Below are 12,390 nucleotides of genomic sequence, written 5' to 3'. Positions count from 1 at the left end.
AAATCTACGCGAGATAACTGCCGGCGTTGGGGCCCTGCGAAAATAGCAGGTCCAGGATGCTCAAATGGGGAACAAATTGCAGGCCAAAGGTCTGCGAATAAGGCTGCACCCAGCCGTGTTCGGACGGAGTGTCAGGTTCGGGGTGAGCGGGGGCTTTTGGTGTCAGCCAATCGCGCCGGTCGCGCACTGTGGGGTCGGAGTAGGAGGGGCGATAGTCGGTAGTGAATGCCAACGGAATGCGCAACCGTAGGCAGCGTAAGTAGAAGTGCAATAAGGTGAGATTGAAGTTAAACAGCAGCGGTGGTTTTTGTACGTAGATATCGTGCAAATAGTCGGCGTAATATTCAAAATACGGACTGCTGCCGTAAGCGGTTTGCAGTGTACGCCAATGCTGGTGAACCCAGTTCTGCCGATAATCAATTTCTATGTCTGCTGTTTTAACTTTCTCGCTCCGATTACCATCTACTACAGGCACAGTAAGCGGCTTTACACCCTGAGCTGTAAGGATAAGACACCGATTACGATAGGTTTGTTTACGATAGTTCTCGTGGCTTTCTACTAACAAAGAATCAGCTCCCACTAGTTCGGCAAAAAAGGCAATAGGCGGATTATAAGGCAATTCAAATAAAACGGGCATGATGCTGGCAAGTCGGGCGCAAAAATGAAGGTCCTGCAATAGTAAGGAGTTCGGGAGTACTTTTGTCCCGCCATTAATCAGCCAAAATGACAAAATTCTTTGCCCTGCGCTTGCTCGTCGGGTTACTACTGCTCAGCAATGCCTTGGCGGCTCAGGCCCAAAAGCCGACACTACTGCTCGATGTTACTCGCTTCCGCAATGAAAACTCTACGGCCAAAGGAGCCGTGGTAGAGCTATACGCAACCGTTTCCGGTCAGGCTCTGATTTACCGGAAGCGGGCCCCCAAAGTGTACCAAGCCGCCGCCGTGCTTACGCTGGAGGCGCTACGGGCCGATGGCTCGGCGGCTTACCAAGAAACCATCACCCTGAAACCGCCCGTGCTGAATGACACGAGCAGCGCTATCAAGAACCCAATTAGTTTTCAGAAGCGCTTGTTACTGCCCGATGGACAGTACACGCTGCGGGCCAAGGTGCAGGATCAGATGAGTAAAAAGAGCCTTGGACAGTTAGAGCAGCCATTGGTGTTAGACTTCGATCAGGAGAAAACCCGTTTAAGCGATATAGTGCTGCTAAGTCGGGTGGGGGGCAAATCGGCGGTGGAAGGCGATAATTTTACGCGTGGGGGCTATAGTCTTGCCCGCACACCCAACGGCTTGTACGCCCGCGGCGCCGACCGGCTGGCTTGGTATGCCGAGCTTTATGACGCGCCATCGCCCCTTGTGTTAGCCACCCGCGCCAGAATACGCCCAGCAGTTGGTGGCTCTGATGTAATGACCTCTGCTGGTCTGGCTCGCCCCGTAGCGGGCGCCCCGCATCTGGTGCTCGGCGATATGAACATCGCGAATCTGATGGCCGGCGACTATGAGCTGATCATTGAAGTACGTGATGCCAAGGGGAAACTGCTGACCTCACAAACCACCCGCCTCCAGCGTCGCCCCGACGAGTACGCGCCTGCCTCGGCCACTGTATCTCAATGAAGAGTCTTCCCCACAAACCCTATCCTTGGTACTATCTGCCCTTGGAGTGGCTCCTGCTAGGCTTGGCGCATTTGCCGCTCTCGGTGCTCTACGTAGTGGCCGATGGATTTTATCTGCTCATGCTTTATGGGCTGCGCTATCGGCGGCGGGTAGTGCTCGAAAACTTGCGCAACTCATTTCCTGATAAAACCGAAGATGAGATTCAACAGCTAGCCAAGGAGTTTTACCAACACTTTGCCGAACTGCTGGTGGAAATACTTAAGCTGGGGGGCATTTCTGTTGATGAGCTTAAGCAGCGGGTACACATGCCAAACCCAGAGGTGCTGGAGAAACTGCTGGATAAAGGCGGTCCGGTTCTGGCGCTGGGTTCGCACGCCGGCAATTGGGAGTGGATTATCACGGCCGGCGCGCTTTGGCTGGGCCCGCGGGCCGACGGAGTGTACAAACCGCTTTCCAATCCATTTTTTGAAAATTTCGTGTATCGGCTGCGCACTCAAACCGGGGCCAAACTCGTGCCCATGCGCGATACGCTCCGCCACTTGGTACGCCACCGCAACGAAGGACGCGTACTAAGCCTGCTCAGCGACCAAAGCCCCAGCCGCGCCGATCAGCAGTTCTGGACCACCTTCCTGCACCAAGACACAGCTTTTTACACTGGCGCCGACAAAATGGCGGCTCAGTTTCATTGTCCGGTGGTGTACGTCAGCATCCAGCGTCTCCGGCGTGGTCACTATGAGATGCACCTCATCGAACTCTACGATGGTGAAGCGCCCTTACCCAAGGATGGCCACCAGATTACCGAAGCCTTTGCCCGCCAGCTAGAGCGCGACATCCGCATTGACCCTGCTAACTACCTATGGTCGCACCGACGCTGGAAGCATAAACGCCCCGCTTAGTGAGGTAGTTAATATCTTGAACACGTATGATAGCGAATAAAAAGCCCCCCAGAATTTATCTGGGGGGCTTTTTTACTACAAAGACAATTCCTCAATACTTATCAGCGTGCTACAGGTACTGCTCAATATCGCCGGCACCTTGGCGAATGATGTCGAAGTCATCATTTGTGCAGTCGACGACGGTGCTGGCGATGTTATTGCCGAAGCCGCCATCAATAACCAAGTCTACCAGAGGGCGATATTTCTCGAAGATGAGGTCAGGATCGGTGGAGTATTCAATCAAAGTATCTTCGTCGTGGATAGAAGTGCTCACGATGGGATTACCCAGCTCACGCACCATGCCCAGGCAGATATTGTGGTCGGGAACGCGAATACCCACGGTTTTGCGCTTAACGCCGCCGTAGCGCGGGGCCTTCGGACTGGCTTCAAAAATAAACGTAAACGGGCCAGGCAACGCCTTCTTCAACACTTTGTACACCGGCGTCGTGATACCGTGGGCGTAATCGGTGATGTGGGAAAGATCGTGGCAGATAAACGACAGATTAGCTTTTTCGGGATGAATGCCCTTGATGCGGCACAGCTTTTCAACGGCTTTCGCGTTGTGGATATCGCAGCCCAGGCCATAAATCGTGTCCGTTGGATAAATAATGACTCCGCCTTTGCGCAGCACTTCCACGGCTTGCAACAATCGGTTTTGGGGTGGATTATCAGGATGGATGCGTAGCAGCGTAGCGGACATGAACGGGCGAGTAAAAGGTGAAAGAATCGGAAGGAAACCGGTGCTGGGCCGAAATCGGGCAAGATACTGTAGTAACTAAGTAACTGTCCCTCCTTCGCAAATTTTTGCTGAAGGTTACTGTTTGCTCTGTTTAAATCCAAAAAATGGCTTCCATTGGCTGCAACTGAACACCGGGGGGCATTTTTATCGTTAGCAAAACCAGAAGCTACAGAAGTGTACTTTTGAGCCCGAAAAAATAAGCTGCTGATAGGCGCGGTTTGCGTCTCTGGGTTTCATTATAAGCCGTATCTCATTTTCCAATGTCTCAACTTACCCGCGCCGAATCCAAGGCAAGAGCCCAGAAGCGCCGAAATCGTTTTGCCGCCGTGGTGGCCGTACTGGGCGTCCTGTTCGTGTCGTTCTCCTACTATTTCTACCAGGTTTTCTACACGCCCAACGTCGAAACCAAAGGCCAGCCAACCTACGTGCTCATTCGGCAGGGGCAGAGCTACAAGTCCGTCATGGACTCGATCGATGCAAAAAATGTCATCATCGACCGGCTCTCATTTCGCTTCGTGGCTAAGCTCATGAAATATAATGAGCTCGTGAAGCCCGGCCGCTACGAGCTAAAAGATGGGTATACCAACCGCGAAATGATCAACGATCTGCGTCGCGGTATACAGTCGCCACTCAAGCTCACTTTTCAGAATATCCGCCTGCGCAAGGACCTAGCTCAGAAGCTTAGCACCACCATCGACGCCCGCCCCCACGAGTTCGATAGCCTGCTCAGCAGCCCTAGCTACACCCGCACGCTAGGCTTCGACACGACCAGCATCCTCGGCATGTTTATCCCGAACACCTACGAGTTGTACTGGAACACTTCGGCCGAAAACCTCATGCAGCGCATGAAAAAGGAGTACGAGAAGTTCTGGACGCCCACCCGCGACGCCAAAGCCAAAGCCTTGGGCTTGAGTCGCGCTCAGGTAAGTACCCTGGCCAGCATTGTGGAAGCCGAGCAGCAGCAGCACGCCGACGAGCGTCCGCGCGTGGCCGGCGTGTACCTCAACCGCTTAGAGCGCGGCATGCTGCTCCAGGCTGACCCGACCGTGGTATATGCCAACGGCGACTTCGGCATTAAGCGCGTCTTGAACGTACACCTGGCTAAAGACTCGCCCTACAACACGTACAAGTACAAAGGTTTGCCCCCCGGCCCCATCAATCTGCCCAGCATTGCTAGCATCGACGCTGTGCTAAACCCCGAGAAGCACCAGTACATTTATTTCTGCGCGAAAGAAGACTTTAGCGGCTACCACGCCTTCGCCACCAACGAGCGCGACCATCTGCTGAACGCCCGCCGCTACCAAGCTGCTCTCACCCGAAGCGGCATTATGAAATAAATTGGTGAGTTCCCAAAGGTTAAATGGCTGGTCGTTCCAACAAACTGTAGAACGACCAGCCATTTAACCTTTGGGCATTTAGCCATTCAACTCTTCAGCTCATGTACTCTTCCGATATCCAAATCCGCGTCCGCTACGCCGAAACCGACCAAATGGGCTATGTGTACCACGGCAACTACGCGGCTTACTTTGAAGTCGCCCGCACAGAAGCGTTTCGGCAGCTTGGTATTCGCTACAAAGATTTGGAGGCCGACGGCGTCGGTATGCCCGTTGGTGAGATTCGGACCCGTTTCCGGCGCCCCGCCCGCTACGACGACTTGCTGACGGTTAGGCTGATGCTGCGCCAACCCGCTGAAGGGTCGAGGGTATTATTTGAGTACGAAATCTATAATGAGGCCTTAGAACTGCTCACCGAAGGCCACACGCTCATGGTTTTTGTGAGCACCACTACGGGCCGCCCGGTGCCCATTCCGGCCGACATTCAGGATAAGCTCATGCCCTACTTCACCGACGATGAAACGGCTGGTCCGCTCACGCCTACTTCGGCCAAATTGCCCCCCGATGCACCCGCGCCGGCTGCCTTTGCTCCAAAGAAAGAAGGGTAAAAGCGAGCGTGATAGCCTCTAAGATTGTTGTTCGGTACATAGTCTTCTGAGCTACCAGTCACGTATTCAGCTAGTCACTCATTATTTATGAAAAATCCAGTGCGTCGCTATCATTACTCCGAAGTGCGCCGCCGACGTTCGTACCGCAAATTCATCGTGTGGCTCAAGCGTCTACGCTTCAACCACGGACGCGCGTCGGTGTACGACGTGCTCGACCGCATGATTCAGGAGTTGAGGCTGGATAGCATTACCAAGCGCGCCAGCTACATGGCCTTCAACTTCACCATTGCCATCTTCCCAACCATAATCTTCCTGTTCACGCTCATCCCATACATCCCCATTCCCGAGCTGAACATTGATATTCTGCAGTTTCTGCGCGACATTATGCCGCGGGAAATGTACGTGGCCACCGCCGGCACCATCGAAGACATTGTAAACATTCCGCACGGCGGGTTGCTGTCTTTCGGTTTCCTAACCGCGCTAGTACTCTCTTCTAATGGCATTATGGCGTTGCTGGACGCTTTTGAGAAGAAATACCCCTCGTTTAAGCGCCGCACCTACGTGCGTAAGCGTGTTATTGCTACTCTGCTCACTGTGGCGCTGTCATCGGTGCTGCTGTTCGCCGTTGCGGGCATTTTCTTTGGTACCTACATTATCGACACGCTGGTTTTCTATGAAATCGTGCCCGGCGAGCTGACCAATCAGCTGATCAGTCTGCTCAAGTACGGGTCGGTAGCGGGGTTATTTTTGCTTACCACATGCGTCATTTATTATTACGTGCCACCGGTGCTTGATAAATGGCCCTTTCTGTCGGCGGGGGCAGTGGTGGCTACGCTGCTCATCTTTTTGGTGTCGTTTCTGTTTATTCTGTACATCAAGATTTTTGATAGCTACAACCACTTTTATGGCTCTATCGGCACGTTGGTCGGCTTTATGGTGTGGCTGGACTTTGTATGTATGACCCTAATTCTGGGCTTTGAGGTGAACGTGAGTATTGATGCCGTTACGGGTCGGCTACGGACCGTGGCCAATGAGGCTACAGCCAAGAGTGGCAGGCGCTTGGCGGCAGCTGGTCGGCACTAAATAGGAGGGAGGTATAAAAATTTCACTTATAATTGCCCCCTAGGCATTGCTAATTGTTAATTGCCTCTTACTTTTGCCGTCCCCAAACCGCCTATTTGGGGAAGCGTTAGAGAGGTGGCAGAGTGGTCGAATGCGACGGATTCGAAATCCGTTATACCGGCAACGGTATCGGGGGTTCGAATCCCCCCCTCTCTGCTGAAGTTAAAGTACGCGTGACCTAGAGAGCTGGCAGAGTGGTCGATTGCGGCGGTCTTGAAAACCGTTGAGGGTTAAACCTCCGGGGGTTCGAATCCCTCGCTCTCTACAAAAAGCCCCGTTTCTGATACAGAAACGGGGCTTTTATTTTATGCTACAAATTTTCTCAGGCATTAGCTAGTTAGCTTATTTGGCAGAAATCAATTGCCAACTGGTTGGGCGTAGCATCAATTGATTGTGCGGATAATCAATTACAATATCGAAGCGGCGTAGCACATCAAAGCCGAGAGTGCCATTGCGCGGGATGGTGATACGTTGCGCTATATTATTGGAGGCATCGGGAAAGGAAGTAGCTAACGATTCTAGTTGATAGCCGCCAAGCTGTAGCGACCTCACTCGCCCCACAAAGCCCCTTATCGATCCACTGAGACCCTGGCCTAGATAAGCCCGCATGCGTTGCTTAGGCAAACACAAGCTCGGGTGAGAGCCGAGTTCAAGCGAGAGGGCATGGCCGGCCCCTGTGTCTACCACAAGCTTCAGGGGCAATACTATTGATTCGGTTACGGCAATATCGGCCGTGATATATGGTTTGGAATCCTCCAAAGCTAGCGGGATGCTAGTCCAACTGTTGTCTTTTACCAGATCTGACCGAGTAGGGTCGGTGAAGGTGATAGTGCCGCGCGTTGGCTGCACGGTCACAATAAAGCTTTGAAACAAGTCGAAGCCCAAAATACCATCGATTGGTACGCCCGTAAGTCTTTCAAAATCTAAGGCTTTCTCCGTGACAATAGTGAAGGAGAAATTAAGTGCTTCAATGCCGGCAAACTCTACATGTACGGGCTGGGTTCTGTATGCCAATAAAGGTGTTTTAGGTCCTACCCCGGCTATACTGTATTCCTTAGCAGTGTGTATACCTAACTGCCGCTTTAGCCTCGGATTAGTAATCGTAGATGTTGCGACTCCAGTATCCAGCAAGAAATTGAACGGGCCTTTCCCATTTAAGTAGACCGGAATGACCAGTAAATTGGTTTCGGCGGCATAAGCTACCGATACCTGGTGCTGAGTAGACTCCTTGAAGCGAAATGGCAGGTTTGGAAAAACCTCGGCCGCGTAACTGGCATAACTCAGCAGACAGCAAACAAGCAAGCTGTAGAGGCTGCGTTGAACCCGATAGAGAAAAGAGAAGGGGAGCAGCAGAGCTACTCGCTGAATGACGGCTTTTGACTCCTCAAAAAAGCCCTGCCAACGCACGAAAGCCACCATAGCACACCAGAAGTTAGAGTAGAAGACCGGTGCCGCCGACACCTCCGTGGTGCCTCCTGACCGAAATCCGCCCCTATACAATCACTTTGGGGTGCCTACTTCAAGGTGTATTCTGTGAGATGCCCTAATCGTCCTGTAAGCTGCGTATTTACGGGCCAAATAGAGTAGCATCAGGGCTGAAAAAACAAGTAAAATTGGCCGTGTTTACTTCTTTCTATCTACCTGAGATGGCCTTGTACTTCGAGTTAACTTTTGTCTAAAACCTTTGACTACTAGTGTGTTATTACCTGTTTCCTTCGCTTTAAAACGCACAAGGGAGCTAGCCACCTAAGGTGGCTAGCTCCCTTCTGACAACCCTAGCGGGCAATTGTGTACCTACTGGTTTTTAGTAAGAAAAGCCTTTGCGTTTTCCCGATAGCAGCGAGTCCATTTCAGCGTATGACCGCCCGTAAGCTTGACCAGATATTCCCCATTGAAATAGCTCTCTAGCTCTTCCACATAATTCAGGTTGATCAAGTAAGAGCGGTTGATGCGAGTAAAGTCTGATGGATCAAGCCGTTGTTCTAGCTGTGTAAGGCTCTCATACAGCATAAACGTGCGCTGCAAGGTGTGCAGCGTGATATAATTGCCGTCCGCATCAAAGTAAATAATATCATCAACCTTGATAAAATAAAGCTTGTGATGGTCTTTGACCATGATGCGCTTCATGGGGGTGGCAGGAGGAGGCTCCTTCCGCTTTTGGGGCAGCAATTTGTCTCCTTCTTGCGACGATTGGGCTCGGGTTAAGTTGGTTTTCATAGGTCAAAGGCTTGGGAGAAATTGCGGCAATTCAACACACATCTTGTATAAGAGACTGAGCTCACCTACTTGTAAGCTCTCATCAACCCTGCCGATTATAAGGTCCTCAAAAGCTTAGAAAAGACACTTATTCCAAGCCTTTCATGTGCTTACAATACTCACCATCATAGGTTAGCATTTGTCTTGTTGGCGAGAAAGCGTAATCCTTATTCTAAGGATGGCTAATGTCTGGAATACGTTGCCTCGTCGGAGAATTAGTTAGCTAAATGACGCTGGTATTTTCTTAGGGCTGCATAGGCATACGAATATTTTCGTATGCCTTGAAAGCTAGCTAGCAAAGCCAAGTGGTAACGAGAGTGTACAGGCAATCAGCTTCTACAAGGGAGGTAAAGTCGTAAGTGGTTGAAAATAAGGCGTTAAATTTTTTAACGTCTCTCTTCTGGCTATTCGACGTGTGTTTGCATGACCGAGCCGCTGGATATGGTCAAAACGCCCCCCAGCCTGGTAACGAGCAAAGTTCAGCCTAAGCCAAGCCTCTTAAAGTGTCTAACGAACACTCGCACTGCAGCGACCGGCAACGTTCCCGATAACGATTGCATAAATAAAGCCTCTGATAGTCAGGGAATAGGCAACAGGAATATTTAACATTATGGCACGCTAATCTTCAATAGGAAGAAATCTGAAAGGTTTTAATGCTTAGCACTAGTGAGCAGAACCTGGGGTAGCTGACACAAAGGTTAAACTCGGACAGTAGTCAAAACCTTGCGTGCTTGGTGGTGCTCTTGCTGCGCGCCTGTATCGTGCTGTGTCTCAATTTCATTCATCACATACACTATGAAACACAAACTACTCGTACCAGTGATCCTGCTTTGTGCGGGCATGCCGGCTTGGGCGCAACAAGCCCGTTCGGTTACGGGCCGCGTGCTTGATGCCGCTACCGGGGAAGGCTTGCCCGGTGTGACCGTTATCGTGAAGAATAGCACGGTTGGGGCCTCCACCGATAACGACGGCCGCTTTCTGCTAAGCTTGCCTGATGGCGGGGAAGCAAGCCTGACGGTAAGCTCCATCGGCTACCTTACGCAAACGATTAATGTAGGCACGCAAACGGACCTCAAAATCCGCCTCGCCCCTGATACTAAGGCGCTGGATGAAGTAGTAGTAATTGGGTACGGGCAGGTGAAAAAGAGTGACGTAACCGGTGCTATTGTGTCGGTGAAAGAAGCCGACCTGAAAAAGGTGCCGGTGGCCAACGTCATGGAATCGTTGCAGGGACGGCTGCCGGGCGTTGACATCGTCAGTGCTGGTGGGCAGGCGGGTGCACCAGTGAACATCACGGTGCGCGGCAACCGCTCCATCAATGCCAGCAACGGACCGCTGTTCGTGGTAGATGGGGTGCAGTACAACTCTATTCAGGACATCAACCCCAACGACATTGCCTCCATGGAGGTGCTGAAAGATGCGGCTTCTACGGCCATCTACGGTGCCCGGGGGGCAAATGGCGTTATTATCGTGAGCACTAAGAAAGGGGCGGCGGGCAAAACGCGCGTTACGCTCAATTCCTACTACGGCATCACCGATCGGGTGTATTACCCAGAGGTAAACAACGCAGCTGAGTTCGTAGCCCAAAAGCGGGAAGCCAACCGCACCAGCGGACGTTGGGCCACCGTTGCCGACGACCCGAAGATTTTTACGGCTGCCGAACTGGAGGCTATTGCCAATGGAACCTCTACCAACTGGTCTGATCTGCTTTTCCGCGATGGTGTGCAGCAGGAACACCAAATCGGCCTTTCAGGCGGCTCGGAGAAGACCAAGTTCTACCTGTCGGGCGACTTCTATAACGAGCAGGGCTTGTTTCGCAACGACAACCTCAACCGGTATTCCTTTCGGGCCAACATCGATCAGGCACTTAATGATAAAATAACCATCGGCCTGCAAAATCAGCTGACTTACTACAACCAGGATACCCGCCGCGACCCTACCAACCAGGCTAACAAAATTAATCCTCTGGGTACGCCCTATGACGCGAACGGTGATATTATACAGTATCCTAATAATCAGGCATTTATCAATCCATTGGTAGATGAGCTGCCAGGTAACTACACCAATAATACCCGCACCACCCGCACGTTCTCCACGGCTTACATCAGCTATCAGATTCTGCCGAGCCTGAACCTACGCTCCAACTTGGGCCTGACGCTTTCCAATGGCCGCACAGGCATTTATTTAGGTCAGTACACTCTCGACCGCAACGGCCAAGTGTCGCAGTCGTCGTACGGCACGCGGTTCGACACAAACTGGAGTTGGGAAAGCATTCTTAACTATAATAAGACTTTCGGCAACCACTCCTTAACTGCCACTGGTGTTACGTCGCTGCTGACTTTCAATACGGAAAACTCCAATGCCCAAGGCCGCAATCAGCTGCTGGCGTACCAGGAGTTTTACGCCTTGGCTAATGCCAACCAGCAGGTTGGCATCAATAGCGCTTACACAGACAGCAAGCTGATCTCGTTCACGGGTCGGGTGCAATACGGCTTCCGCGGTAAGTACCTGCTGACGCTGACGGGCCGCGAGGATTTGTCGTCTAAGCTGGCGCGAGGCAACAAGGGCTCCTTCTTTCCCTCAGCCGCTGTGGCCTGGCGCGTGATCGACGAGGAGTTCATGAAAAACCTGACGCCAGTTACGGATCTGAAGCTGCGCGTGAGCTACGGCCGGGCTGGCAACTATGATGTGCCGGAATATTCTTCGCAGAGTTTGCTGTCGCGCATTCCGTATGCTTTTGGCGAAACAGCCGCCGCGGGCTACACTTTTGCTAATCGCATCGGTAACCCTGAGCTAGGCTGGGAAATTTCGTGGACTAAGAACCTCGGCCTTGATTTCGGCTTTTTGGATAATCGCGTGACCGGCTCTTTGGACGTGTATGACACCAAGACCAGCGACCTGCTGCTCAACCGCTTTCTGCCGTTGTCGTCGGGCGTGTCGTTCATCACTCAGAACATTGGCCAGACCCGCAACCGCGGGGTAGAATTGGGCATGAATGCGCGCGTCATCGAGCGGGAGGATCTGAGCTGGAACGTAGGCTTGACCTGGTTTAAGAACAAAGAAGAGATTCTGGAGCTAGGCACCGGCGCCAACGACATTACTAATGGCTTGTTCATCGGCTCGCCGGTGCGGGTGTTCTACGACTACGAGAAGATCGGCATCTGGCAAACTGAAGAAGCTGACGCAGCGCGGGCTTTTGGCCAAAAGCCTGGTCAGATCAAAGTGAAAGACTTGAACGGCGACGGCCGCATCACGGCGGCCGACGACCGGCGCGTACTGGGCTCAGCTGTGCCTAAGTGGAGCGGCAGCTTGAGCAGCGACCTGAGCTACAAGGGCTTTGACCTTTCGTTGCAGGTGTTTGCGCGCATCGGGCAGATGATCAATTACGAGTACGCACAGGTATTTGACCCCCAGGGCATTGAAAATAGCTCGCGCCAAAACTACTGGACCCCCGAAAACCCTTCCAACGACTACCCGCGCCCCGACGCAGCCCTTTCTAAAAGCACGCTCCAGAACGGCCTGTTTGGCACCACGCTCGGCTACCGCGACGGCTCGTTTGTAAAGCTACGCGGCGTGACGCTGGGCTACAACCTACCCGCGGCGTGGCTGCAAAAAGTGGCTATCGGATCGGCTCGCGTGTACGTGCAGGGCAAGAATCTAGTGACGCTCAGCGAGATTGATAACTATGATCCTGAGCGCGGCGGCCCCATTACCACGCCTATTCCGCGCGTGATATCAGCAGGCATCAACCTGGGTTTCTAGGGGGCTTTTTTGCTGGCTGA

The 12,390-nt window shown here is 52.4% G+C and carries 10 protein-coding genes and 2 tRNA genes; 8 read left to right on the top strand and 4 right to left on the bottom strand.

Annotation, left to right across the window (positions count from 1 at the left end; genetic code table 11):
* Window positions 1-4 precede the first annotated feature (4 nt).
* Window positions 5-637 (bottom strand): WbqC family protein, encoded by a 633-nt coding sequence (locus tag ACW9KT_RS13980; RefSeq protein WP_457081406.1) that lies wholly within the window; start codon window positions 635-637, stop codon window positions 5-7.
* 86 nt (window positions 638-723) lie between these two features.
* Here ACW9KT_RS13980 and ACW9KT_RS13975 point away from each other — a divergent pair, with 86 nt between their 5' ends.
* Complete coding sequence (locus tag ACW9KT_RS13975; RefSeq protein WP_457081404.1) at window positions 724-1,614, top strand: hypothetical protein; 891 nt, start codon at window positions 724-726, stop codon at window positions 1,612-1,614.
* On the top strand, window positions 1,611-2,510 hold the full coding sequence (locus ACW9KT_RS13970; protein ID WP_457081402.1) for a lysophospholipid acyltransferase family protein: 900 nt from the start codon (window positions 1,611-1,613) through the stop codon (window positions 2,508-2,510). Before ACW9KT_RS13975 ends, ACW9KT_RS13970 begins: the two co-directional genes overlap by 4 nt.
* Before the next feature lie 109 nt (window positions 2,511-2,619).
* Here ACW9KT_RS13970 and ACW9KT_RS13965 read toward each other — a convergent pair whose 3' ends face one another.
* Window positions 2,620-3,249 carry an L-threonylcarbamoyladenylate synthase gene (locus ACW9KT_RS13965; RefSeq protein WP_133273742.1) on the bottom strand — a complete coding sequence of 210 codons (630 nt, stop codon included), beginning with the start codon at window positions 3,247-3,249 and terminating at the stop codon, window positions 2,620-2,622.
* Between the two features lie 299 nt (window positions 3,250-3,548).
* On the opposite strand from ACW9KT_RS13965, the gene mltG reads away from it, so the two are divergent.
* The 5 genes from mltG to ACW9KT_RS13940 all read left to right on the top strand — a co-directional run bounded on the left by mltG (window position 3,549) and on the right by ACW9KT_RS13940 (window position 6,617).
* A complete protein-coding gene (gene mltG, locus ACW9KT_RS13960; RefSeq protein WP_457081400.1) occupies window positions 3,549-4,625 on the top strand; it encodes an endolytic transglycosylase MltG in 1,077 nt (358 codons plus the stop codon).
* Window positions 4,626-4,726: 101 nt separating this feature from the next.
* Window positions 4,727-5,230, top strand: coding sequence for an acyl-CoA thioesterase (locus ACW9KT_RS13955; RefSeq protein ID WP_457081398.1), 504 nt, complete (start codon window positions 4,727-4,729; stop codon window positions 5,228-5,230).
* 87 nt (window positions 5,231-5,317) lie between these two features.
* Window positions 5,318-6,313 (top strand): YihY/virulence factor BrkB family protein, encoded by a 996-nt coding sequence (locus tag ACW9KT_RS13950; protein WP_457081396.1) that lies wholly within the window; start codon window positions 5,318-5,320, stop codon window positions 6,311-6,313.
* A 108-nt stretch (window positions 6,314-6,421) separates the two neighbouring features.
* Window positions 6,422-6,508: transfer RNA gene (locus ACW9KT_RS13945), tRNA-Ser, on the top strand.
* A 24-nt stretch (window positions 6,509-6,532) separates the two neighbouring features.
* Window positions 6,533-6,617 (top strand) — tRNA-Ser (locus ACW9KT_RS13940).
* Window positions 6,618-6,694: 77 nt separating this feature from the next.
* Here the strand turns inward: ACW9KT_RS13940 and ACW9KT_RS13935 are convergent.
* The gene (locus tag ACW9KT_RS13935) at window positions 6,695-7,771 is read right to left on the bottom strand and encodes an aspartyl protease family protein (RefSeq protein ID WP_457081394.1); all 1,077 of its coding nucleotides are present in this window, start codon (window positions 7,769-7,771) and stop codon (window positions 6,695-6,697) included.
* A 375-nt stretch (window positions 7,772-8,146) separates the two neighbouring features.
* Window positions 8,147-8,569 carry a LytR/AlgR family response regulator transcription factor gene (locus ACW9KT_RS13930; RefSeq protein ID WP_457081392.1) on the bottom strand — a complete coding sequence of 141 codons (423 nt, stop codon included), beginning with the start codon at window positions 8,567-8,569 and terminating at the stop codon, window positions 8,147-8,149.
* An 834-nt stretch (window positions 8,570-9,403) separates the two neighbouring features.
* Here ACW9KT_RS13930 and ACW9KT_RS13925 point away from each other — a divergent pair.
* Window positions 9,404-12,370, top strand: coding sequence for a SusC/RagA family TonB-linked outer membrane protein (locus ACW9KT_RS13925; RefSeq protein ID WP_457081390.1), 2,967 nt, complete (start codon window positions 9,404-9,406; stop codon window positions 12,368-12,370).
* The last annotated feature ends 20 nt before the right edge of the window (window positions 12,371-12,390 follow it).

It is taken from the genome of Hymenobacter sp. HD11105, assembly GCF_054051685.1.
The sequence above is the reverse complement of the archived record's forward strand: the minus strand, read 5'-3'. Positions and strand labels throughout refer to the sequence as shown.

What these genes read in the sequence shown, in the direction of transcription:
- ACW9KT_RS13955 (WP_457081398.1), top strand. Translation starts at nt 4,727, where the DNA reads ATGTACTCTTCCGATATCCAAATCCGCGTCCGCTACGCCGAAACCGAC.
- ACW9KT_RS13970 (WP_457081402.1), top strand. Translation starts at nt 1,611, where the DNA reads ATGAAGAGTCTTCCCCACAAACCCTATCCTTGGTACTATCTGCCCTTG.
- ACW9KT_RS13975 (WP_457081404.1), top strand. Translation starts at nt 724, where the DNA reads ATGACAAAATTCTTTGCCCTGCGCTTGCTCGTCGGGTTACTACTGCTC.
- ACW9KT_RS13925 (WP_457081390.1), top strand. Translation starts at nt 9,404, where the DNA reads ATGAAACACAAACTACTCGTACCAGTGATCCTGCTTTGTGCGGGCATG.
- mltG (WP_457081400.1), top strand. Translation starts at nt 3,549, where the DNA reads ATGTCTCAACTTACCCGCGCCGAATCCAAGGCAAGAGCCCAGAAGCGC.
- ACW9KT_RS13935 (WP_457081394.1), bottom strand. Translation starts at nt 7,771, where the DNA reads ATGGTGGCTTTCGTGCGTTGGCAGGGCTTTTTTGAGGAGTCAAAAGCC.
- ACW9KT_RS13930 (WP_457081392.1), bottom strand. Translation starts at nt 8,569, where the DNA reads ATGAAAACCAACTTAACCCGAGCCCAATCGTCGCAAGAAGGAGACAAA.
- ACW9KT_RS13950 (WP_457081396.1), top strand. Translation starts at nt 5,318, where the DNA reads ATGAAAAATCCAGTGCGTCGCTATCATTACTCCGAAGTGCGCCGCCGA.
- ACW9KT_RS13965 (WP_133273742.1), bottom strand. Translation starts at nt 3,249, where the DNA reads ATGTCCGCTACGCTGCTACGCATCCATCCTGATAATCCACCCCAAAAC.
- ACW9KT_RS13980 (WP_457081406.1), bottom strand. Translation starts at nt 637, where the DNA reads ATGCCCGTTTTATTTGAATTGCCTTATAATCCGCCTATTGCCTTTTTT.